This window comes from Streptomyces daliensis (assembly GCF_054782395.1).
The window spans coordinates 703,638-724,660 of record NZ_BAAGSO010000094.1; the positions used below are offsets into that span (position 1 = coordinate 703,638).

Annotated in this window: 23 protein-coding genes; 14 read left to right on the forward strand and 9 right to left on the reverse strand. The window is 72.8% G+C overall.

The features are described from left to right. Window positions 1-25 precede the first annotated feature (25 nt). On the forward strand, window positions 26-538 hold the full coding sequence (locus tag ACYVOO_RS25605) for a GNAT family N-acetyltransferase (protein ID WP_461018035.1): 513 nt from the start codon (window positions 26-28) through the stop codon (window positions 536-538). Between the two features lie 50 nt (window positions 539-588). Here the strand turns inward: ACYVOO_RS25605 and ACYVOO_RS25610 are convergent, their stop codons facing one another. Next, a complete protein-coding gene (locus tag ACYVOO_RS25610) occupies window positions 589-1,140 on the reverse strand; it encodes a YbaK/EbsC family protein (protein ID WP_461018036.1) in 552 nt (183 codons plus the stop codon). Window positions 1,141-1,278: 138 nt separating this feature from the next. Here ACYVOO_RS25610 and ACYVOO_RS25615 point away from each other — a divergent pair, with 138 nt between their 5' ends. Beyond that, a complete protein-coding gene (locus tag ACYVOO_RS25615; protein WP_461018037.1) occupies window positions 1,279-1,875 on the forward strand; it encodes a GNAT family N-acetyltransferase in 597 nt (198 codons plus the stop codon). A 21-nt stretch (window positions 1,876-1,896) separates the two neighbouring features. On the opposite strand, the gene ACYVOO_RS25620 is transcribed toward ACYVOO_RS25615, so the two are convergent. Further along, window positions 1,897-2,469, reverse strand: coding sequence for a helix-turn-helix domain-containing protein (locus tag ACYVOO_RS25620; RefSeq protein WP_453346035.1), 573 nt, complete (start codon window positions 2,467-2,469; stop codon window positions 1,897-1,899). Window positions 2,470-2,571: 102 nt separating this feature from the next. On the opposite strand from ACYVOO_RS25620, the gene ACYVOO_RS25625 reads away from it, so the two are divergent. Next, window positions 2,572-3,447 carry an EamA family transporter gene (locus tag ACYVOO_RS25625; RefSeq protein WP_461018038.1) on the forward strand — a complete coding sequence of 292 codons (876 nt, stop codon included), beginning with the start codon at window positions 2,572-2,574 and terminating at the stop codon, window positions 3,445-3,447. A 243-nt stretch (window positions 3,448-3,690) separates the two neighbouring features. Here the strand turns inward: ACYVOO_RS25625 and ACYVOO_RS25630 are convergent, their stop codons facing one another. After that, window positions 3,691-4,494, reverse strand: a complete 804-nt coding sequence (locus ACYVOO_RS25630; protein ID WP_461018039.1) for an acyltransferase — start codon at window positions 4,492-4,494, stop codon at window positions 3,691-3,693. Between the two features lie 134 nt (window positions 4,495-4,628). Here ACYVOO_RS25630 and ACYVOO_RS25635 point away from each other — a divergent pair, with 134 nt between their 5' ends. Beyond that, the gene (locus ACYVOO_RS25635) at window positions 4,629-5,204 is read left to right on the forward strand and encodes a gamma carbonic anhydrase family protein (protein ID WP_461018040.1); all 576 of its coding nucleotides are present in this window, start codon (window positions 4,629-4,631) and stop codon (window positions 5,202-5,204) included. Between the two features lie 101 nt (window positions 5,205-5,305). Here ACYVOO_RS25635 and ACYVOO_RS25640 read toward each other — a convergent pair whose 3' ends face one another. Then, window positions 5,306-6,103, reverse strand: a complete 798-nt coding sequence (locus ACYVOO_RS25640; protein WP_461018041.1) for a DedA family protein — start codon at window positions 6,101-6,103, stop codon at window positions 5,306-5,308. Window positions 6,104-6,304: 201 nt separating this feature from the next. Here ACYVOO_RS25640 and ACYVOO_RS25645 point away from each other — a divergent pair, with 201 nt between their 5' ends. Then, window positions 6,305-7,375 (forward strand): hypothetical protein, encoded by a 1,071-nt coding sequence (locus ACYVOO_RS25645; RefSeq protein WP_461018042.1) that lies wholly within the window; start codon window positions 6,305-6,307, stop codon window positions 7,373-7,375. A gap of 156 nt (window positions 7,376-7,531) precedes the next feature. Continuing rightward, window positions 7,532-8,803 carry an MFS transporter gene (locus ACYVOO_RS25650; protein ID WP_461018043.1) on the forward strand — a complete coding sequence of 424 codons (1,272 nt, stop codon included), beginning with the start codon at window positions 7,532-7,534 and terminating at the stop codon, window positions 8,801-8,803. Here the strand turns inward: ACYVOO_RS25650 and ACYVOO_RS25655 are convergent. Further along, a complete protein-coding gene (locus ACYVOO_RS25655; protein ID WP_461018044.1) occupies window positions 8,743-9,588 on the reverse strand; it encodes a spermidine synthase in 846 nt (281 codons plus the stop codon). The genes ACYVOO_RS25650 and ACYVOO_RS25655 overlap by 61 nt on opposite strands. A gap of 78 nt (window positions 9,589-9,666) precedes the next feature. Next, complete coding sequence (gene tuf, locus ACYVOO_RS25660; protein ID WP_461018045.1) at window positions 9,667-10,887, reverse strand: elongation factor Tu; 1,221 nt, start codon at window positions 10,885-10,887, stop codon at window positions 9,667-9,669. A gap of 532 nt (window positions 10,888-11,419) precedes the next feature. On the opposite strand from tuf, the gene ACYVOO_RS25665 reads away from it, so the two are divergent. After that, complete coding sequence (locus ACYVOO_RS25665) at window positions 11,420-12,163, forward strand: TVP38/TMEM64 family protein (protein ID WP_461018046.1); 744 nt, start codon at window positions 11,420-11,422, stop codon at window positions 12,161-12,163. Window positions 12,164-12,182: 19 nt separating this feature from the next. Here ACYVOO_RS25665 and ACYVOO_RS25670 read toward each other — a convergent pair whose 3' ends face one another. Then, window positions 12,183-12,392 carry a DUF6011 domain-containing protein gene (locus tag ACYVOO_RS25670; protein ID WP_453345991.1) on the reverse strand — a complete coding sequence of 70 codons (210 nt, stop codon included), beginning with the start codon at window positions 12,390-12,392 and terminating at the stop codon, window positions 12,183-12,185. 134 nt (window positions 12,393-12,526) lie between these two features. Here ACYVOO_RS25670 and ACYVOO_RS25675 point away from each other — a divergent pair, with 134 nt between their 5' ends. The 3 genes from ACYVOO_RS25675 (at window position 12,527) to ACYVOO_RS25685 (ending at window position 15,646) form a co-directional block, all read left to right on the forward strand. After that, window positions 12,527-13,267, forward strand: a complete 741-nt coding sequence (locus tag ACYVOO_RS25675; RefSeq protein ID WP_461018047.1) for a DNA polymerase ligase N-terminal domain-containing protein — start codon at window positions 12,527-12,529, stop codon at window positions 13,265-13,267. Beyond that, the gene (ligD, locus tag ACYVOO_RS25680; RefSeq protein ID WP_461018048.1) at window positions 13,264-14,274 is read left to right on the forward strand and encodes a non-homologous end-joining DNA ligase; all 1,011 of its coding nucleotides are present in this window, start codon (window positions 13,264-13,266) and stop codon (window positions 14,272-14,274) included. The genes ACYVOO_RS25675 and ligD overlap by 4 nt, the downstream gene beginning before the upstream one ends. Before the next feature lie 499 nt (window positions 14,275-14,773). After that, entirely contained in the window at window positions 14,774-15,646 is an 873-nt protein-coding gene (locus ACYVOO_RS25685) for an undecaprenyl-diphosphate phosphatase (RefSeq protein ID WP_461018049.1), read from the forward strand. A gap of 17 nt (window positions 15,647-15,663) precedes the next feature. On the opposite strand, the gene ACYVOO_RS25690 is transcribed toward ACYVOO_RS25685, so the two are convergent. Continuing rightward, window positions 15,664-16,062, reverse strand: a complete 399-nt coding sequence (locus tag ACYVOO_RS25690; protein WP_461018050.1) for a hypothetical protein — start codon at window positions 16,060-16,062, stop codon at window positions 15,664-15,666. A gap of 481 nt (window positions 16,063-16,543) precedes the next feature. Here ACYVOO_RS25690 and ACYVOO_RS25695 point away from each other — a divergent pair, with 481 nt between their 5' ends. Then, window positions 16,544-17,758 carry a DMT family transporter gene (locus tag ACYVOO_RS25695; protein ID WP_461018051.1) on the forward strand — a complete coding sequence of 405 codons (1,215 nt, stop codon included), beginning with the start codon at window positions 16,544-16,546 and terminating at the stop codon, window positions 17,756-17,758. Between the two features lie 48 nt (window positions 17,759-17,806). Here ACYVOO_RS25695 and ACYVOO_RS25700 read toward each other — a convergent pair whose 3' ends face one another. Then, complete coding sequence (locus ACYVOO_RS25700) at window positions 17,807-18,436, reverse strand: flavin reductase family protein (protein ID WP_461018052.1); 630 nt, start codon at window positions 18,434-18,436, stop codon at window positions 17,807-17,809. A gap of 396 nt (window positions 18,437-18,832) precedes the next feature. Between ACYVOO_RS25700 and ACYVOO_RS25705 the strand changes: the two genes are divergently transcribed. From ACYVOO_RS25705 to ACYVOO_RS25715, 3 genes are all read left to right on the forward strand, one after another. Next, complete coding sequence (locus tag ACYVOO_RS25705; protein WP_461018053.1) at window positions 18,833-19,915, forward strand: polyprenyl synthetase family protein; 1,083 nt, start codon at window positions 18,833-18,835, stop codon at window positions 19,913-19,915. 77 nt (window positions 19,916-19,992) lie between these two features. Beyond that, entirely contained in the window at window positions 19,993-20,151 is a 159-nt protein-coding gene (locus ACYVOO_RS25710) for a hypothetical protein (protein WP_461018054.1), read from the forward strand. Window positions 20,152-20,396: 245 nt separating this feature from the next. Next, on the forward strand, window positions 20,397-20,906 hold the full coding sequence (locus ACYVOO_RS25715; protein ID WP_461018055.1) for a hypothetical protein: 510 nt from the start codon (window positions 20,397-20,399) through the stop codon (window positions 20,904-20,906). The last annotated feature ends 117 nt before the right edge of the window (window positions 20,907-21,023 follow it).

Here is a 21,023-nt window from a genome sequence, read left to right on the forward strand (position 1 = left end):
CGGGGTGCCGCGTTAGCGTCCGGGCATGATCAGTGAGCGACACGTGCGGCCCGCCCGTTCCGATGACGCGCCCGAGCTGGTGCGGCTGCGGCGGCTGATGTTCGCGGCGATGAGGGGCAGGGACGAGCCCGGGGACTGGGAGCGTGCGGCGGAGAAGGCGTTGCGGCGCTTTCTCTCGGAGCCGGAGGGGGAGCGGCGGTTCGGCGCGTTCGTCGTGGACGCGGACGAGGACGGGGGCGGGGCCATGGGGCCGCGGCTGGCCGCATGTGCCGTGGGGACCGTGGAGGAGCGGCTGGCCGCTCCCCCGCATCCGGACGGGCTCTTCGGCTTCGTCTTCAACGTCTGCACCGACGCACACCACCGTGGCCGCGGCTACGCCCGCGACACGACGCGGGCCCTGCTCGACTGGTTCGCGGACCGGGGCGTCACGCGCGTGGACCTGCACGCCACGCCGGAGGCCGAAGGTCTCTACCGCGGGCTCGGGTTCACCACGCACTCGATCCCGCTCTCGCTCGACCTCCCGGCACGGGGGCGGTGACGGTGACGGCCCGCCCTGTGCCTCCGAGGCCCCGGACCGCGTGGCGCCCCTCAGACCCCGAGACCCTCCAGCAGCACCACGTTCGGCAGCCCCGCGAGCGCCTTGCCGGGGACGATGAGCTTGCCGCGGCGGCGGCCGCTGCCGACCAGGACCCAGGGGAGGTCGGCCACGGCGGTGTCCACCAGGAGCGGCCAGTCGGCGGGGAGGCCGAAGGGGGTGATGCCGCCGTACTCCATGCCGGTCTCCTCGACCGCCGTGTCCATCGGCGCGAACGACGCCTTTCGCGCCTCCAGTTGGCGGCGCACCGCGCCGTTGACGTCCACGCGGGTGCGGGAGAGGACGAGGCAGGCGGCGAGCGTGCGCTCCCCCGCCCGCTTGGCGGCGACCACGACGCAGTTGGCCGAGGTCTCCGTCAGGTCGGCGCCGTAGTTCTCCACGAAGACGGCCGTGTCGGCCTTCTCGGGGTCGGTGTCGACGTAGAGCAACTGCTCGGCCGGTACGGGCCCGGTCCACGCCCGTACCGCGTCGGCCGCCGGGCCGTCGAAGTGCTCGGCCTCGGCGGCGGGGACGGCGTTGTCGAAGTCTCCGATGGGTGCGCGCATGCCGCGCACGCTAACAGGGCCGCGCCCGGCGCTCCCCGCTTACGTCCGCCGCACGGCGAACGCGGGCACCGTAACGCCACGACAGCACCGTTACGATACGTATGACCGTTTTACCCCGTAGAGAGCCGAGAGCCGACGATGCCGACAGCGCAGCCGACCGACCGCGACGGAACCGACCGTTCCGGGATCGACGTGCGGCCCATGGCGCTGGACGACCTGTCCGCCGTCCTCGCCCTGGGCAACAGCGTCTACGACACCGCCGTCATGCCCTATACGGGGTGGTCGCTGACGGCCGTCGCCACCCATCTGGACGCCTCGGCACCCGCCTGCCGCGTGGCCGTCACCACCGATGGGGACCGGCTCGCGGGGTTCGTCCTGGGGTCGATGTCCTTCGAGCAGCGCGACGACTGGGGCTATCTCGAATGGATCGCCGTCGACCCGGACTTCCAGGGCCACGGCGTCGCGGGACGGTTGGTCAGGGCGTGCTGCGAGGCGCTGGAGTCGGCGGGCGCCACCTGTGTCGTCACCGACGTCGAGGTGGGCAACACCGCCTCCGGCGCCCTGATGCGGCGCAACGGCTTCACCGAGGGCGCCACCATGACCCTCTTCGTACGCGGAACCGGGGACGGCACCGCGCGCACCCCCTCCGGACGTTCCGGACGCGTCCCGCGCGGCCACCTCGCCCGCGCGGTGCGCCCCGCGCCACCCGGCGAGGACGCGGGCCCCGCCATCTGACGGGCCCAGACGCAGCCGCCGTCAGCGCGGAGCCGGCACCGAGACGGCCATGGTCATCTCGACGGGCTCGTCGCCGTCGTTGCGGAACGCGTGCGCGACGTCGGACTCGAAGCTGGCCGACGTGCCCGCCGGTACGGCGTGGACGGAGCCGTCCACGGTGAGCGTGAGGTGCCCGGCCGTGACGTGGACCAGTTCGGTGGTCCCGGCCGGATGCGCGTCGGACTCGGAGCCCTCACCCGGCATCAGCCGCCAGGACCACAGCTCCAGCGGCCCCGGCGCCTCGGCGCCCGCGAGCAGCGTGCTGTGACTGCCCGCCTCCGTCGACCACAGGCGCACCGCCTGCTCGGCGGGTACGAGCCGGACCCGGGGCTCCTGGTCGAAGTCGAGCAGCGTGGTGATGCTGACGCCCAGCGCGTCGCCGACCTTGACCACCGTGCCGACGCTGGGATTCGTGCGGGCCTGCTCGATCTGGATGAGCATGCCGCGGCTGACTCCGGCCCTGGCGGCGAGCGCGTCCAGGGTGTAGCCACGCTCCTGGCGCCAGCGCTTGAGGTTGCGGGCGAGGGACTGCGTGAGGCGGTCGAGGTCCGTCACGGGCTTCCGCACCGTCCAATATTCTGGATGACAGCGTTCACTTCACTGAACTACTCTGTGCTGGACTTTACTGTTCACGACACTGTACTGCGAGGTAGACCCATGACCGCAGCCCTGGCCCTGGCCACCAGTCTGATGTGGGGACTGGCCGACTTCGGCGGCGGGCTGCTCACACGACGTATGCCCGCGCTGACGGTCGTCGTGGTCTCCCAGGCCCTCGCCGCGGCCGTCCTCGGCGCCGTCGTGATCGCGATGGGCGGGTGGAGCGAGTGGGGGCCGCAACTGTGGTTCGCGGCCGGGGCCGGTGTCGTGGGCCCCGTCGCGATGCTCACCTTCTACAAGGCGCTCGCCCAGGGCCCCATGGGCGTCGTCTCCCCGCTCGCCTCCCTCGCGGTGATCGTGCCGGTCGGCGCGGGCCTCGCGCTGGGCGAGCGCCCCGGCTGGCTCCAGGCCCTCGGCATCACCGTCGCCATCGCGGGCGTCGTCCTGGCGGGCGGCCCCGAGCTGCGCGGTGCCCCCGTGCAGCGGCAGACGGTGGTGCTCACCCTCGTCTCCGCGCTGGGCTTCGGCGCGGTCATGGCGCTGATCGAGCACGCGTCGACGACCATGGCGGGTCTCTTCCTCGCGCTGTTCGTGCAGCGGGTGTGCAACGTGGCCGTCGGCGGCGCCGCGCTGTTCGTGCAGAAGAAGCGCGGCGTCCCCGCGCTCCCCGCGTTCCCCGAGGGCGGTGGCCGCCGCGTCGTCGTCGCCGCGCTGCCGGCGCTCGCCTTCGTCGGCCTCGCGGACGTGGCCGCGAACGGCACGTACATGGTCGCGGCCCAGACAGGGCCCGTGACCATGGCCGCCGTGCTCGCCTCGCTCTATCCGGTGATCACGGCCCTCGCGGCGCGCGCCGTCCTCCAGGAGCGGCTGCGCCTCATCCAGGCGGCGGGCGCTGGCCTGGCCATGGCGGGCACGGTCCTGCTGGCCTCGGCCTGACGCCGACACGCACGCCGTCGTCACCGGTCTCCTGACGCCCCGCTCAGAAGTGACGCACCAGCCACGCCAGCAGCGCGACCCCTTGGACGGCCACGGCGATCGCCAGCAGGATGCGCAGGGTGCGGTTGCTCAAGGCGGCCTCCCGGGCGCGGGCCCGTACGGTTGACGGAGCGTCAGCCGCGCGGCCAGGGCCCGCCCCGTCGGGCACCCCAAAGGGAACCTCGCGAGCACGGTCGGGCGCGGCTACCGCTCCTCGGCTGTGCGGTCCAGTGTGCCCCCGGACGCCGTCCCCGTATCGCGTCCGGCGTCACGCACCGCGTCGCGCACCGCGTCGCACACGGGCGGATCGGAGAGCGCCACCAGCTGCTCGGGGGTCACGCCCTCGGGGATCGGCACGGGCGGCGGCGTCCGCAGCGGCGGCTGCCAGCCCCGCTCCGGGTCCCAGCGCCGCACCACCCGGGCCGGTGCCCCCGCGACGACCGCGTGGTCGGGCACCTCGCCCCGTACGACGGCGCCAGCGGCCACCACCACGTTCCGGCCCAGCCGCGCGCCGGGCAGGACCACGGCGCCCGCGCCGAGCCAGCTTCCGCCGCCGATCTCGACGGGCGCGGTGCGCGGCCACTGCCTGCCGACGGGCTCTTCCGGGTCGTCGTAGGAGTGGTTGGTGGAGGTGACGTAGACGTACGGGCCGCAGAAGACGTCGTCCCCGAAGGTCACCGACGTGTCCGCGATGACGTGGCTGCCGCGGCCGAGCACGACCCCATTGCCGAGCCGCAGCACGGTGTCGGGCCCGAGGTCGAGGTCGGGCATCATCCCGGCCGTCAGGGTCACTTCCTGGCCGATCACACAGTGGTCGCCGATCTCGATCCAGGGCGCGCCGAAGACCGTCCCCTGCGGGAACGCCAGACGCGAGCCCTCGCCGATGCGGCGGAAGGCGTGGGGCCCCGGACGGTCGGCCGTGACGGCACCGGCCCGCTGCGCCCAGCGCCAGGTGCCGTGCACCGCGCGGGACGCCAGCGACGAGAACATGTTCCGGATCGAGGGCACGCCCGTCACCGTAATGCGCGTGCCCTGTGCCGGTGGTGTCCGATGTGCTGTGATCTTCGACCCACCCATCGCATACGGTTCACTCAGGCGCGCGAAGGTACACGTACGCGTACGACGGAGAGCGAGCGGAGACAATGGCGCAGCATGAAGCGGTGATCGCGGGAGTCGGCGGCCGGGAGCCGAAGGTCGACGACGAGGCGTACGCGGCGCCCACGTCCGTGGTGGTGGGCGATGTGACCCTCGGCGCGTCGTCCAGCGTCTGGTACGGCGCGGTGCTGCGCGGCGACTGCGACGCCATCACCCTGGGCGCGGGCTCCAACATCCAGGACAACTGCACGGTCCACGCCGACCCCGGCTTCCCCGCCCACGTCGGCGAGCGGGTCTCGGTCGGGCACAACGCGGTGCTGCACGGCTGCGTCGTCGAGGACGACGTGCTCGTGGGCATGGGCGCGACGGTGCTCAACGGCGCCCGGATCGGTGCCGGTTCGCTCGTCGCGGCGCACGCGCTGGTGCCGCAGGGCATGCGGGTGCCGCCGGGTTCGCTGGTGGCGGGGGTGCCCGCGAAGGTCAAGCGCGAGCTGACGGAGGAGGAGCGCGAGGGCATCAAGGCCAACTCCGCGATGTACGTGGAGCTGGCCCGTACGCACCGTGCCTCGCTCCCGACGAACGGCGCGCACGACGGTACCGAAGGCACCGAAGGCGACGGCTGACCGGGCCGCTTCTCGCCTGGGGCCGACGGGCCGTCGCGCCGGTCGGTCCCCAGGAGCGGGACGAGGGAGCGGAGGGACGACGGGGGGGGGACGGGGGCGCGTCAGTCCTTCGCGGTGGCGGGCTGCGGCTCGCGCCGGGTGTCCGGGGAGTCCACGGGGCCCTCGGCGGCGGCGTCCCCGGTGGCGTCCTCGCCCTCGGTCCCAGCGGTCCCACCGGTCCCGCCCTGGGCCGACGCCGGATCGCCCGTCGCCGCCTCAGCCTCGGCCTTCGTCACCGCCTCGGCCTCCGCTTCCGCTTCCGCCTTCTTCGCGCGGCGCTTCAGCATGAGCATCGAGCCGAGCCCGACCAGCACGGCCGCGACGAGCCCGAGCCAGGAGAAGCGCTTCAGCCACGCCTCGGCGACGATGCCGACGTAGTAGATGACGGCCGTCGTGCCGCCCGCCCAGACGATGCCGCCGAGGACGTTGGCGGTCAGGAACTTCCAGTACGGCATCTTCAGCACACCGGCCAGGGGCCCGGCGAAGATCCGCAGCAGCGCGACGAAGCGGCCGAAGAAGACCGCCCACATGCCCCACTTCTCGAAGGAGCGCTCCGCCGTGGCCACATGGTGCGGCCCGAAGTGGCGGGGGAACTTGCCCCCGAGCCAGGCGAGCAGCGGTTTGCCGCCCTTGCGGCCGATGGCGTAGCCGATGGAGTCACCCACGATCGCGCCCGCCGTGGCGGAGGCGCCGAGGACCACCGGATCGATCTCTCCGTGCTGGGACGCGAGCAGAGCCGAGCTGACGAGGACGATCTCACCGGGGAGCGGGATGCCCAAGCTCTCCAGCCCGATGACCACCCCCACCAGGAGATAGACGCTGACGGCCGGTACGGACTCCAGCCACTCCTGGACGTGCAACTCCGCTGCCTCCCACGATGATCGGCCCGGACCCGCCCGGGCACGCGTCCGCGAAGCCTACTCGATCCGCCCCCGCACCCCTTCGGAGCAGCCAGGAGGACGGCCCGGAGAGCAGCCGGAGGGCAGCCGGAGATCGCGGCTCGGTACCGAAGCGAGGGCGGGCGTGGTACTCGCGGTAGGGGCCGCATATGGTTACTCGCCATGTGGCCAGGACAACAGCAGCCCGGTGGCGAGCAGAACCCTCAGCAGCCGAACCCGTATCAGCAGCCGGGTTACCAGCAGCCCAACCCGTACCAGCAGCCCGGGTACGGTCAGCCGCAGCCGGGACAGGGACCGAATCCGTACGCGCAACAGCCGGGACAGCAGCCGGGGCAGGGGCCCGGACAGCAGCCCGGTCAGCCAGGACAGCCGGGGCAGCACCCCGGGCAGGGGTGGGACTACCCGACGTACCCGGGCGGGCCCCAGTCCCCCAAGGGCGGGGGCGGCAAGCCGAAGGGCGCGACGATCGCGATCATCACGGCCGTCGCCGTGATCGCCGCGGCGGGCGTCACCGGGTTCTTCCTCTTCCAGGGCGGCGACGAGGAGGACACCGCGGGCGGCGGCACGCCCTCGGCGTCCGCGAAGCCGTCCGCCACCGCGGCCGAGGAGGACGGGAAGCCGGAGGCCGGTGCCTCCAAGGACCCGTCCGAGCCCGTCGTCCCCGGCTGGCAGACGGTCATCAACCCCAAGCACTACTCGGCCTTCGACGTGCCCAAGAACAGTGACTGGGAGATCGCCTCGCAGTCCACCATCACGGGCTTCGAGGACGACAAGGGCAAGGTCCTGGTGGCCATGTCTGCGCCCGCCTACTTCAAGCAGGACTGGTGCAAGAGCAGCACCCGTGGCGCGGTCGGCACCAAGGGCGCCCAGGGTTCGCGCAACACGAAGGAGGCCGCCGAGATCGCGGCGTCCAACTTCGTCCTCGCGGGCTACGACCAGAAGCAGAAGGGCACCCTCAAGGAGACCAAGGCCAAGCCCTTCGCCAACAAGCACGGCATCAAGGGCCACATCGCCGCCGCGAGCGTCACCGGGGCGCCCAAGGAGGACAAGTGCTCCGCCGACGGCAAGGCGGTGGCGGTCTCCTGGATCAACGCCAACGACGACCTGGCGATCTGGGTCCTGTACTCGGACACAGGGGTCAAGGACGAGATCCCGGAGAGCACCATCAAGAAGATGACGGCCAGCCTCCGTACGTACGGTGAGCCCGGCGAGGGCGACGAGCCCCGCGGCTGACCACCGGGCACGGCCACCGGGGAACGAGGGCCTGCCACTCGCGGCGCACGAGGCCGCGGGCGGCAGGCCGCCTCAGCGACAGGACCAGAGCCAGGGCCAGGGCCACGGGGCGACCCCTCACGGCGCTGCCTCGGCGAACAGATCGGAACGACACCAGTGGGCCGCAACTTCCACCTGCTCACGGCCGCCGCCGTGGTCACGGGCCTGGGCAGTGCCGGGGCCCTGATCGCGTCGGCCTTCGCCGTGCTGGAGTCGGGGGGCAGCGGCACCGAGGTCGGTCTGGTCGCCGCGGCCCGTACGGTCCCGCTCGTCCTGTTCCTCCTCGTCGGGGGCGCGGTCGCCGACCGCATACCCCGGCACCGGGTGATGGTCGCGGCCAACGCCCTCAACTTCCTCTCCCAGGGCGCCTTCGGGCTCCTGGTGCTCTCGGGGCACGCGCAGCTCTGGCAGATGATGCTGCTGTCCGCGCTCGGCGGCACGGGGCAGGCGTTCTTCGGCCCTGCGGCCGAGGGCATGGTGCTCTCCAGCGTGCGCGGCGAGGGCGCGGGCCGCGCCTTCGCGGTGTTCCGGGTCGCCATGAACGGCGCCAACATCGGCGGCGCGGCACTGGGCGGCGCGCTGGTCGCCGCCGTAGGGCCCGGCTGGGTGCTCCTCGTCGACTCGCTGGCCTTCGCGGTCGCCGGTGCCCTGCGCGCCTTCCTCGACGTCAGCCACGTGCCCGAGCGCGAGCCCGGCGAGGGCATGCTCGCCGATCTGCGCGAGGGGTGGCGCGAGGTCGTCGGCAGGCCCTGGCTGTGGGCCGTGGTGCTCCAGTTCGCCGTCGTCAACGCCGTGGTCGCCGCCGCCGAGGCGGTCTACGGGCCGCTGGTCGCCGAGGAGCACCTCGGCGGCGCCCGCCCCTGGGGCATCGCGCTGGGCGCCTTCGGCGCGGGCACCGTGTGCGGCGCGCTGCTGCTGACCCGCTGGAAACCCCGGCGGCTGCTGCTCACGGGGGCGCTGTCCGTCTTCCCCCTCGCGCTGCCCTCGGCGGCGCTCGCGGTGCCCGTCTCCGCCCCGACGCTGGTCGCGGTGATGTTCGTGAGCGGGCTCGCCGTGGAGACCTTCGCCGTGACGTGGATGCTGGCGCTGCATCAGGAGATACCCGAGGAGAAGTTCTCGCGGGTCTCCTCCTACGACTGGCTCGGCTCCGTCGCCATGGTCCCCCTCGCCACCTCGCTCGCGGGTCCCGTCGAGTCCCTGGTGGGCAGGCCGACGGCGCTGTGGGGGTGCTCGGCACTGATCGTGCTGCTGACGGCCGCGGTGCTGTGCGTGCCGGACGTACGGAACCTGCGCCGCCGCTCCCCCGCCGCCCCTGCCCCTGTCCCGGATCAGCCCACGCTGAAGGCGCCGTCGGGCGGCTCGGGCGAGGGCACCTCTTCCCCGTCCTGAACCGGTGCCACGCCCCGGGTGAAGCGCTCCAGCGCCTCCCCGTACTCCACCCGCGCCGGAAAGACGTCCGCGACGGAGCGCCGGGCCAGCGTCTCGACCGGGAACGGCTGGCGCGAGGCGGCCACCACGATGTTGCCGAAGCGGCGGCCCCGCAGCACCGAGGGCTCGGCGATGAGGCACAGCTCGTCGAAGACGGCGGCGAAGGTCGCGAGCTGGGAGGCGAGGAAGGCGAAGGGCGCGGAGTCGGCGAGGTTGGCGAGGTAGATCCCGTGCGGGCGCAGTGCGCGGGCGACCGCCCGGGCGTAGGGCAGCGTCGTCAGATGCGGGGGTACGCGCGAGCCGCCGTAGACATCCGCGAGGACGACGTCCAGGGAGCCGGGCTCCGCCTCCTCCAGCACCTCGCGGGCGTCGCGCGCCAGCAGCCGCACCCCGGAGTCGTCGGGGAGGGGAAGGTACTCGGTGACCAGGTCCAGCAGCGCGGCGTCGGTGTCGGCGACGTCCTGCCTGGAGCCGGGCCTGGTGGCCGTCAGATAGCGCGGCAGGGTCAGCGCGCCACCGCCCAGGTGCAGCACGTCGAGGGGTTCGCCCTCCTCGGCCGCGGTGTCCAGCACGTGCGCGACGCGTCGCGCGTACTCGAACTCCAGGTAGGTGGGGTCGTCCAGATCGACGTACGACTGGGGTGCGCCGTCGACCGTGAGCAGCCAGCCACGGGCACGGTCGATGTCGGGCATCAGTTTCGCGGAGCCGCTGTCGACGGCGCGGCTCACGGGTATCGGCTCGTCCACCGTCCCATTGTGGGGGTGGCCCCGCCGTACGTTCCAAGCGCGTACGGCGGAACCGCCCCTCTCCTTAGCCCGGCGCCCTCAGCCGTCCCCTTCGCCGACGGCGGCGACCGCGCTGACCGCGCTGACCGCTGTGACGGTTCCGGCGCCGACCGTCCGGCCGCCCTCACGGATCGCGAAGCCCAGCCCCGGCTCCAGGGGCACGGGGTGCCCCAGCTCGACCGTCATCGTGACGGTGTCGCCCGGCAGGGCCATGCCCTCGGTACCGAGGTCGATGGCCCCGTCGACGTCCGCTGTACGGATGTAGAACTGCGGCCGGTATCCGGTGTGCACCGGGTTGCGGCGTCCGCCGTCCCTGGCGGGCAGCAGATAGACCTCGGCGGTGAAGGCCCGCCGTGGCGTGACGCTGCCGGGCGCCGCGACGATGTGCCCGCGCCGCACCGCGTCGCGCGCGACCCCGCGCAGCAGCAGCGCGACGTTGTCGCCCGCCTGCGCCTCGTCCATCGGCTTGCCGAAGGTCTCCACGCCGGTGACGACGGTCTCCGTCTCCTCCCGCGTCTCCCCGCCCGTCAGCCGCACCCGGTCGCCGACGCGGACGGTGCCCCGCTCGATGGCCCCGGTGACGACGGTGCCGCGCCCGGTGATGGTGAGCACGTTCTCCACCGGGAGCAGGAACGGCGCGTCCACATAGCGCTCGGGCACCGGCACATAGGTGTCGACGGCGTCCAGCAGCGCCTCGATGGCACCGGTCCAGCGCGGGTCGCCCTCCAGCGCGCGAAGGCCCGAGACCCGGACGACGGGGAGCGCGTCCCCGTCGTAGCCGTGCGCGGTCAGCAGCTCGCGCACCTCCAGCTCGACCAGCTCGGTCAGCTCGTCGTCGGCCGCGTCCGCCTTGTTCAGCGCGACGACGACGTGCTCGACGCCGACCTGCCGGGCGAGCAGCACATGCTCGGCGGTCTGCGGCATCACGCCGTCGAGCGCGGAGACGACGAGGATCGCCCCGTCGAGCTGCGCCGCTCCGGTGACCATGTTCTTGATGAAGTCCGCGTGGCCCGGCATGTCCACGTGCGCGTAGTGCCGGGTTTCCGTCTCGTACTCGACGTGCGCGATCGTGATGGTGATCCCGCGCGCGACCTCCTCGGGCGCCTTGTCGATGCGGTCGAAGGGCACGAAGGTGCCGGAGCCGTTGTCGCTGAGCACCTTGGTGATGGCGGCCGTCAGCGTCGTCTTGCCGTGGTCGACGTGGCCCATGGTGCCGATGTTCAGGTGGGGCTTGGTGCGTACGTATGCCTGCTTGGGCATGATGCGTCCTCGTCAGCAGCGCGGCATCCGCGTGGGCACCGGCGGTCCGGTGCCGCTCACGCGGTGTCACGGTGGATTTCGGGACCCCAAGAGCCCGCCGACCCTCCCCCTGCGGGGTCCTCGGTGCGATCCGGGAAGGGTCAGCTTCGGGCGCCGTCGGCAGGCGTGGGGACGAGATGTCCGGCCGCGTGCCCGGCGGGGGCGTGCTCAGTGGCGGCATGTGCGGCAGCATGCTCAGTGGCGGCATGTGCGGCGGCAGCAGCCATCAGCGCGTGGGCGGCGAGTGCCGCGCACGGTGCTGAGGAGAAGGGCTGCCGGAACATGCCGGAATGATCGCCCGCCCAACTGCCCCGCGTCGAATGATTTTTCGGTGAACTGTGCGGAACGCCGCCCGCTGGACGCGCCGCACCGCTGCGCCCCTGTTCGGGCGGGGTGAACGGCGCGTAGCCCGTTCGGTTCCCTCCCGAGGGGGTCGTGTTCGTCACCGCCCGACGGCCGCGCGGGGGCCGTCTCCGTCGGTTACGCTCCCCACGTGCCCGTCCCCGTAACGCAGTCCGACGGACGCCCCGCCCGTCTCGCTCAGACACTGCTCTCCCCGAGGTCCCGACTCGCCCTGCTGCTGGTGCTGCTGTGCGCCGCGGGGGCCTCCATGCTGCTGTACGAGCCCCAGCGCCTGCTGTCCCAGGGCTGGCCCGCCCAACTCTCGGGCGCGGCCGCCGTGGTGCTCTTCGCCGTCGCCTACGGGGTGTGCACGGCGGCCTTTGTGCCACGTCCGGTTCTGAACCTCGCCGCGGGCGCGCTGTTCGGCGCCCAGGCGGGGACCGTCTCGGCGACGGCGGGCACGGTCGTCGGCGCGGGCATCGCGTTCGGTCTGGGCAGGGTGCTCGGCCAGGACGCGCTGCGGCCACTGCTGCGCGCCCGGTGGCTGACGGCCGCCGACCGCCAGCTCAGCCGCCACGGATTCCGCTCGATGCTGGTGATCCGGCTGATGCCGGGGGTGCCGTTCGCCGCGTCGAACTACGGCGCCGCGGTCTCCCGCATGAGCTGGCTCTCCTTCCTCTCGGCCACCGCGGTCGGTTCGATCCCGAACACCGCCGCCTACGTCGTCGCGGGCAGCCGCGCGACGGCACCCACCTCGCCCGCCTTCCTCGCGGCCTTCGCCTTCATCGCCCTCTCGGGGCTGGGCGGCGCGTTCTACGCGTGGCGCAAGCGCGGGCAGCTCCGCGCCGCCCCTGCCGGGGAACCGTCCCGTCCCGTGGACAGCACCGCCCCGTAGAGCCCCTGGGGCTGGCTCGTCAGAGCCCGGGGAGGGGGTCCTGTTCGACCTCGTGGGCCGGGGGCGTGGGAGCGATGCGCGGGTCCAGCTTGCCGCGGCACTCCGGGCCGAGCCCCCACATCCGGGCCTCGCGGTCCCGCAGCGGACGGCCGCACATCCGGCAGGTGACGCGCCGCCGCGCCTCGGCGGGCAGCTCGTCGTCGGGCACCAGCATGGACTCGTCGCTCATGGCCCCTGTGTACCACCCGCACGGCCCCTCCCTCCGCCGCGCTGCCCATGCGGTCGGCTCCGGTACGCGCGACAGTGAACGGGTACGCGGCAACGGATCACGATCACGGCGGGCGGCAGGAAGGAGCGGGGACGGTGAGCGGCAAGAAGGCGAACGGCGGAGGCGGCACTGGCAGTGGCGCCGCTGGCGGCGACGGCAGCGGGGACGTGCTGTCGGCGTACCGCGGCAAGCGGCACTTCGAGCGCACGGCCGAGCCGCGCGGCGCGGGCGCGACGGGCGCGGACGCGCCCTCCTTCGTGGTCCAGATCCACGCGGCGAGCACGACGCACTTCGACTTCCGGCTGGAGGTGGACGGGGTGCTCAAGTCGTGGTCCGTGCCGAAGGGCCCTTCCGCCGACCCGCAGGACAAGCGGCTGGCCGTGCCGACGGAGGACCATCCGCTGGAGTACCGCGAGTTCGAGGGCGTCATCCCCTCGGGCGAGTACGGAGCGGGCAGCGTCATCGTGTGGGACGAGGGCACCTACCGCCCCCTCACCAGCGGCAGCGGGCGCGCCCCCGCCTCCTTCGCCGAGGCCCTGGAGCGCGGCCACGCCTCCTTCCGGCTCGACGGCGCCAAGCTGCGCGGCGGCTACGCCCTCACCCGTATCCGACGTCCCGGCGAGGGCGACGACGGGCGGGAGGCGTGGCTGCTGGTCAAGGAGAAGGGCGGCGGCGCCTCAGGAAGCGGCGCCCCCGACCCGGCACGCGCCCGCTCGGCCCGCAGCGGTCGCACGCTCAAGCAGGTCGCGGCGGAGGCCGACGGCACGGAGGGCTCCGGCGACGGCGGCGCCAAGAAGAAGAACGGCGCCAAGGGGAGAAGCGGAGGCCACCGGTGAGCGGGCTCCTGGACCGGCTGCCCGCCGCGCAGCGGCGGCTGCTGACCGAGGCACCGTCCGGCGTCGCACTCGCCGCGCGCCCCACGCTCGCCGTCCTCAGCGACAGACGCGACTTCGGCGACGGCTGGCTCTTCGAGCGCAAGCTCGACGGCGTACGTGCCCTCGCCGTGCGCGAGGACGGGCGGGTGCGGCTGCTCTCGCGCAACGGCAACCGCCTGGACGACACCTACCCGGAGCTGGTCGAGGCGCTGGCAGCGCAGCCGTGCGAGGACTTCACCGTCGACGGCGAGATCGTCGCGTACGCGCACGGCCGTACCGACTTCGCCCGCCTCCAGCGCAGGATGCAGCTCACCGACCCGGACAAGGCGCGGGCCAGCGGGGTCGCCGTCACCTTCTTCCTCTTCGACCTGCTGCGGCTCGACGCCATGAACGTCACCGCCCTCCCCCTGCGCACCCGCAAGTCGCTGCTGCGCGACGCGCTGGAGTTCGGCCCTCTCCTGCGCTTCACCACCCACCGCAACCAGGGCGGGCAGGAGCTGCTGGACCAGGCGTGCGCGCGGGGCTGGGAGGGGCTGATCGCCAAGCGGGCGCAGGGGCGTTACCCCGCACGGCGGTCCCCGGACTGGCTGAAACTCAAGTGCCAGGCGGGGCAGGAACTGGTCGTCGGCGGCTTCACCGAGCCGGCGGGCAGCAGGGAGGGGTTCGGCGCCCTGCTCGTCGGCCACTACGAAAGCGGACGGCTGCGCTACGCGGGCAAGGTGGGGACGGGATACGACCGCGCCACCCTCCTGCGGCTGCGCCGGAAGCTGGACGAACTGGAGCGGCGGACCTCACCGTTCGCCGACGCCGTGCACGAGCGCGGAGCGCACTGGTGCCGTCCCGCGCTCGTCGCCCAGATCGGCTTCAGCGAGTGGACGCGGGACGGGATGCTGCGCCATCCGCGCTTCCTTGGGCTGCGCGACGACAAGAAACCCGAGGACGTCGTACGTGAGGCACCGGCCGCCTGAGGTGGCCGACCCGCTGCACACCGCTGTCCGCCCGCTGCCCGCACGCGGCTTGCCCACGGTCCGCCCACGTGGAGGGGGCGTCATCTTGCCGCTGTAGTCTGCTCCCCGTGATCGAGGAGGCGCGGGATTGAGCGGGCGCTGTGCGGCGGCGGACCGGTGCCCCGGTGGGCCCGTCGACGGCACCGTCGGCACGGACCTCCCTCCGGCGAGGTAGTCCGGTGCGCCCGGCCGTGCGCGTACGGCCAGGCGGCGGCCTTCCGGGGCTGCCGCGGACGCCGCACGGGCACCGCCCGTCGGCGCACCCGGCGAAGGGGCGGTCGGCGCACTCCCGTCGTCACCGTCGCCCGGACCGCGGTCAGGTCCGCGTCAGGGCCGTCCGCGCCGGGACCGCCCGCGGGGGCGCGGCCCGCACCTCTCCACCCCTGGCACCCACAAACCGCATCTGGCCTGCACCAGCGCAGGTCACGAGCACGATCGTCGACAGGACGGGTTAGACAGCATGTCGTGGTTCGAATCGTTCATCCTGGGGCTCGTCCAGGGGCTGACCGAGTTCCTGCCCATCTCCTCCAGCGCGCATCTGCGCCTCACCGCCGCGTTCGCGGGCTGGGAGGACCCCGGGGCCGCCTTCACCGCCGTCACCCAGATCGGCACGGAGGCGGCGGTGCTGATCTTCTTCCGCAAGGACATCGCGCGCATCGTCTCCTCCTGGTTCCGCTCGGTGTTCAGCGGCGGCAAGCACAAGGACCACGACTCCACGATGGGCTGGCTGGTGATCGTCGGCTCCATCCCGATCGGCGTGCTCGGGCTCGCCTTCAAGGACCAGATCGAGGGCCCGTTCCGTGATCTGCGGCTGATCGCCACCACCCTCATCGTGCTGGGCATCATCCTGGGCATCGCCGACCGGCTCGCGGCCCGCGATGCCAAGGGCGGCAGGCACCGCGCGGTGCGGGAGCGCAAGACGCTGGAGGAACTGAACGTCAAGGACGGCCTGTTGTACGGCTGCGCCCAGGCCATGGCGCTGATCCCCGGCGTCTCCCGCTCCGGCGCCACCATCAGCGGCGGCCTGTTCATGGGCTACACCCGTGAGGCCGCGGCCCGCTACTCCTTCCTCCTCGCGATCCCCGCCGTCCTCGCCTCGGGCCTCTTCGAGCTGAAGGACATCGGCGAGGGCCATGTCTCCTGGGGCCCGACGCTCTTCGCTACGGTGCTCGCCTTCGTGGTGGCCTACGCAGTGATCGCGTGGTTCATGAAGTTCATCTCGACTCGCAGCTTCATGCCCTTCGTCATCTACCGCGTGGTGCTGGGCATCGTCCTGTTCGTCCTCATCGCCATGGGTGTGCTGAGCCCGCACGCGGGCGAGTCGGTCGGCTGAGGAACCGTCCCGCAGCGTCAGCCCGGCCTTTCGTAGAGCCGGTCAAGCAGCAGGTCCAGCTCGGCCATGTCCGGGTGGCGGCGGGCGAACCGCAGTCCCCGCTCGTGGTCCCTGATGCCCTCGCGCGCCTCCACCCGCGCGGTGACCTCCAGCGCCTCGGCCACGGGAGCGCGGGAGGTGTGGACGGCGTGCAGCGAGTGGGCCATGCGCCGGAGGACCGGGCGATAGGCGTCGAGGGCGGGGCGGACCCTCTCCTCGAACAGCGCGCGGTACTCCTCCCCCACCACCTCCAGGTGCTCGCCCCGCTGGGCGCGGGCGTCCTCCACCGCCCACTCGGCACCGGCCAGGTCCAGCCCCGTGCGCGCCGCGACACGGCGCACCAGTTCGTCGAGGATCCCGTTACGCCTGTCGCTCACGTGCCCTCCTCGTCGTAGCGGCCCCGCCGCGCAGTCGGCGGGGCCTTCCACCACATGCAGCCAGCATGACGGATGGATACGGACAGTGTGGCAGCGCTCACTGACAACACCCCCGGATATGGATGATCCGTCGCCCGCCGGGCACCGTCCGCACCGGGCGGGCGAGGCGGGCGAGGGGCGTGACGAGGGAAGACAGGCGAGAGGCCCCGGCCGGAGCCGGGGCCTGTGCCGCCGTGGGGGACGCGGACTTCTTCTTGCACCCCTTTCAACGAACACGGCGCAGGAACGTTACGCCTGACGCGGCGGCGGGCCCGTCGAGGGCCCTCGCGCCGCCGGGCCGTCCGCTGGCAGGTGTACGCCGCATACGGACGTACTCCGCTAGGGGTACGGAAAGACGCCCCTGGCAGACGACGACAAAGACGACTTCGCGAGTCATCGTTGGAGACATGGACAGGACGCCCACGCCCCGCCGGGGCAGGCCATGACTCCGCTGCTCGCGGCGGTGCTGCTCTCCCTGGTCTCGGCGGGCTGCTACGCCGCCGCGGCGATCGTGCAGGAGCGGCTGGCCGCCACCACGGCCCCGAGCCACTTCGGACTGCTGCGCTCGGCCCCCTGGTGGGCCGCGGCGGCCCTCCAGGGCTCCGGCGCGCTGCTGCACGTGGCCGCGCTGGGCCTGGGGCCTCTCACCGTGGTGCAGCCGCTGGGCGTGCTGACGCTGGTCCTGGCGGCGCCGATGGCCGCGCTGCTGGTCAGGCGCCCGGTGACCGGCACCGGCTGGCGCGGCGTCCTGCTGGCCTCGGCGGGCCTGGCGGGCATCCTGCTGCTCACGGGCTCCTCGGCGGCGCGTCCACTCGACACCACGGAGCAGTTGCTGGTCGGGGGCCCCGTGCTGGCGGCGCTGCTGGCGCTGACCGTGATCGCCACGTCGGCGGGCAGGCGGGTGCCGCTGATCAGGGGCGTCTCGCTGGCCACGGCCGCCGGGATCGCGTACGGCGGGGCCTCCGTCTTCGTGAAGACCGTCGCCGACAGTTGGGACGCCTCCTCGCTCCTCGCCCTGCTGCCCGCGCTGCTGCTCACGGGGGTGCTCGCGGCGTCCGGGCTGGCCGCCTCGCAGGCGTCGTACCGGGGCAGCGGGCTGACCGTGCCGCTGGCGACCGCGACCGTGGTCAATCCGGTCGTCGCCGCCGCCGTCGGCATCCTGCTGCTGGACGAGGGGTTCCGCTTCGGTGTGCTGGGTGAGCTGCTGGCCCTCACCGCCGCCGCCGTGGCCACCTGGGGCCTGGTGCTGCTGGCCTCGGACAGCGCGGCGCGGCACGAGCGCGTATCGCACGCCTCCGGGGACGGCACCCGCGACGCCACGGGCCAGGTCCCCGAGCCGGTCGTGATCCGCGCACCGGCCGGGACGTCCCGTGTCCTCCGGGGAGCGCGCGGAGGCGGGGGCTCCACCCGGGCCGACGCGGCGACGGTACCCCCCGGCCCGCGACGCACCGTGACCGGCGAAGAAGCGGCCGGGCCCGGCCGCGCAAGAGCGCACGGTTCCAGGAAAGTGACCTGGCCGGGGAGGGGAAGCGGGCCCGTCGAGGAAGCGTCCCCCGCCCCCTTCGCCGTCCCGGTGCCCGGCACGGTCCCTGCACCCCTGCCCACCGCTTCCCCGGACGACCCCCTCGATCCGACGCGGCCCTTCCAGCTCCACTGACGGGAGCGAGCGGGCCCGGTCCGGGCCCGGTCCGGGCGTCTACGGCGCCTACTCCCCGTCGCCCCGCGCGGGCCGCTCGTTCCTGCCCTCGGTGTACGGGATGCGCGCGATCTCCCACACCTCGCCGAGGGTGCCCCATTCGTTCTTGCCCAAGCGGGTCAGCGGGCGCAGCCGTGTCACCTCCGGGTGGCCGTCCACCAGCACGTCCTCGGAGACGGCGGCGTGCACCACGCGCCCGAAGACGACGGTGGAGTCGCCCAGCCGCACCGTGCTGTGCAGCTCGCACTCCAGCGCCACCGGCGAATCGGCGACCCGGGGCGGCTTCACCCGGCAGCTTCCCTCCTTGCGGAGCCCGACGGCGTCGAACTCGCTCATGCCGCGCGGGAAGTCCGTGGCCGTGGAGTTGATCTGCTCGAAGAGCGGCTCGGTCGCGAGATTGACGACGAACTGACCGGTCTCCTCGATGTTGCGCAGCGAGTCCTTGCGCCCGACCGAGGTGAACTGCACGACGGGCGGCGTCACGCACGAGACGGTGAAGAAGGAGTGCGGCGCCAGATTGTCCGTCCCGTCCGCGGCCGTGGTGGACACCCACGCGATGGGGCGGGGCACGACGGTCGCGGTCAGCAGCTTGTAGAAGTCCCGGGTGGGCATGGCCTGGGGGTCGAAATCAACGCGCATGATCACCAGTATCCCCCGCGGGGCGATCGCGCGGGCCGACCGGGGTCCCACGAGGCCGAGCGCGTGCCCGCGCCTCTCCTCCGGCCGCTTCGGCCCCGCATCCGCAGCACCCGCACCCGCACCCGCGTGTGAATGCACATGCGCACAAGAATTCACGGTGTTCACGCCGTCGGGGCGCGGTCTCCCCTTCCCCGGGAATCGGACTCCGCGCTTACTTGTGGGAGACGGGCCGATGCGGACCTGACCAGTTCGTTATCGGAGAGGTGTGTCTGGAGGCGCCTCTCCTGGCTGTTCCGATTCACATGTCCGTCCACCGATATCACTCGTCGGCTCCCATTCCCCTGCGCATTTCCGCGAAAGCCCACGGTGCTCCCCGGCCCCGGAGAGAGGTATGTCATGACCGCTGATGCCTTTACGCGGGGCACGGACCTCGTGGACGGCACCCTCCCACAGCGAACCGCCCTGGAGAACGCGCACCAATTGCTGCACCGGGCGCGCACGCTCACCACTCCGCTCCTGCGTGAGTGGGTCGGCGAACTGGACCCGCCGCTGCGGGAGATGGCCGAATACCACTTCGGCTGGAAGGACGTGCGAGGCCGGTCCTGCGGGGAAGAGCGGCGCGGGAAGGGGGTTCGGCCGGCGCTCGTCTTCGCCAGCGCCGAGGCCGTCGGCTGCCGGGCACGACGCGCGCGTCCGGCCGCTGTCGCCGTCGAGCTGCTGCACAACTTCTCCCTCGTGCACGACGACATCATCGACGGCGATCAGTTCCGGCACGGCCGTCGCACGCTGTGGAGCGCCTTCGACAGCGCCGACGCCACGCTGGCCGGGGACGCCCTGTTCACGCTGGCCTTCCGGGTGCTGGCCAAGACTCCGGCTCCTCGTGTGGTCCCGACGGTGCTGCATCTGTCGGCCGCGGCGCACGAGATGGCCGCGGGCCAGGCGCGCGAGCTGGTGCTTCAGCGCGACGGCGCCAGCGGGCCGGAGCAGTGTGTGGAGGCGGCGCTGGGAAAGACCGGCGCACTCATGGGAGGCGCCTGTGCGGTGGGGGCGATCGCGGGAGGCGCCAATGAGGAGCGTGCCGCACACTTTCGCGCCTTCGGCAGGCAACTGGGACTCGCCTTCCAGGTGACGGACGACGTCTTGGGGCTCTGGGGCGATCCGGCCACGACGGGCAAGGCCGTCGGCGCCGACCTGGCGGTGCGCAAGCTGTCCCTTCCGGTGGCGGCGGCGCTCGCGTCCGGCACCGCAGCGGGGCGCGAACTCGGTGAGCGCTACGCCTCGCCGCACCCGCCAGGGCCGGGTGACGTGGCACGGATGACGCAGCTCGTCGAAGAGGCCGGTGGCCGGGACTGGGCGTGGGACAAGACCGCCGAATGCCTGCGGAACGCCTTCGAGCACCTGCGGGATGTGAAGCCCGCTCCGGGCCCGGCCTGCCATCTGGCGTCGCTGGCCGCCGCGGCCTGCCAGCGCAGCGCATGACCCGTCGAAGAGCGTGCGGCCCCGAAGTTCCGCACGCAATACCCCGCACGAAACACCCCGTAGGAAAGGGGAGACTCATGACACGCATTCAGCCCCCGAGGGACAAGCCGTTTCTGCCGAGGCAGTGGCTACAGCGGTACGACGCGGTACACCTGACCCGGGGGTCCGACGACGAGGTGCTGGAACTCCCCGTCGGCAGCTCCATTCTGTCCTTCCTGGACTACAACCCCCGGTGATTCATCGACCGGCTCGTGGAGACCCGCGGCAATACGCTGTTCACGCTGGGCCTCGACATGACCAACTCGTGCACCGACGCCTGCCCGATGTGCTTCACCATGGAGAAGCGAAAGGCCGAAGGGCTCCAGCTCCATCTCGACCCCGACGTGACACTGCGCCGCATGGCGCAGCTTCGCGAGTGGTATCCCGACACCTTCCGGCTCGTCATGATGTCCGGTTCGGGGAGCCTCTCAATCTGCCGGGTGTGGAAGATCTGCTGGACGGAGTGGCGGAACTGGGGCTGGCCATCCGCGTCGACACCGCGGGCAAGAAGCTCCGCGTGGAACGTGTCCGTCGCGCCCTGCTGAATTCGGCCGTGGCCGTGCGGTTCAGTGTCGATGCCGTGCGCGAGGAGACCTTCCAGCGGGTGCACGCCGCGAGCGGGCTGGAGGAAAGGCTCGACGCCATCCGTCATCTGGTGTCCGAACGCGACGGTTCCGGCAGCGACACTCTGATCGGTGCCCACTTCGTCATTCAGCGGGACAGCTGGGACGAGATCGTCCCGTTCGCCGAGCAGACGCGCCGACTGGGCTGCGACTTCGTCTCGTACTCGACGACGAGACGATCGCTGGCCATGTGCTCTCCGGCATGGCACAGCTCGGGGCCCTGCCGGAAGCGGTCTCCCACAGCGTGGCCGTCCACGTCGACCGCATCGACCCGTGCGTGGTGCGGCGCGGTGCGGGCGACTACCGGCGTCTGGCCCGCGCGGCCGTGACGCACCCGCTTCCGGGCCATGTACAGCTCGCGGGCGGAGACCACTCCGGCCACTCCACCACCATCGGCAGTCTCGTGTCCGGCGAAGAATCCGCCCGGCGCGTCCTGGCCCGGCTCC

Coding starts and splice junctions, on each gene's coding strand:
- ACYVOO_RS25605 (WP_461018035.1), top strand. CDS start 26: ATGATCAGTGAGCGACACGTGCGGCCCGCCCGTTCCGATGACGCGCCC.
- ACYVOO_RS25610 (WP_461018036.1), bottom strand. CDS start 1,140: ATGCGCGCACCCATCGGAGACTTCGACAACGCCGTCCCCGCCGCCGAG.
- ACYVOO_RS25615 (WP_461018037.1), top strand. CDS start 1,279: ATGCCGACAGCGCAGCCGACCGACCGCGACGGAACCGACCGTTCCGGG.
- ACYVOO_RS25625 (WP_461018038.1), top strand. CDS start 2,572: ATGACCGCAGCCCTGGCCCTGGCCACCAGTCTGATGTGGGGACTGGCC.
- ACYVOO_RS25635 (WP_461018040.1), top strand. CDS start 4,629: ATGGCGCAGCATGAAGCGGTGATCGCGGGAGTCGGCGGCCGGGAGCCG.
- ACYVOO_RS25645 (WP_461018042.1), top strand. CDS start 6,305: ATGTGGCCAGGACAACAGCAGCCCGGTGGCGAGCAGAACCCTCAGCAG.
- tuf (WP_461018045.1), bottom strand. CDS start 10,887: ATGCCCAAGCAGGCATACGTACGCACCAAGCCCCACCTGAACATCGGC.
- ACYVOO_RS25670 (WP_453345991.1), bottom strand. CDS start 12,392: ATGAGCGACGAGTCCATGCTGGTGCCCGACGACGAGCTGCCCGCCGAG.
- ACYVOO_RS25685 (WP_461018049.1), top strand. CDS start 14,774: ATGTCGTGGTTCGAATCGTTCATCCTGGGGCTCGTCCAGGGGCTGACC.
- ACYVOO_RS25695 (WP_461018051.1), top strand. CDS start 16,544: ATGACTCCGCTGCTCGCGGCGGTGCTGCTCTCCCTGGTCTCGGCGGGC.
- ACYVOO_RS25700 (WP_461018052.1), bottom strand. CDS start 18,436: ATGCGCGTTGATTTCGACCCCCAGGCCATGCCCACCCGGGACTTCTAC.
- ACYVOO_RS25705 (WP_461018053.1), top strand. CDS start 18,833: ATGACCGCTGATGCCTTTACGCGGGGCACGGACCTCGTGGACGGCACC.
- ACYVOO_RS25710 (WP_461018054.1), top strand. CDS start 19,993: ATGACACGCATTCAGCCCCCGAGGGACAAGCCGTTTCTGCCGAGGCAG.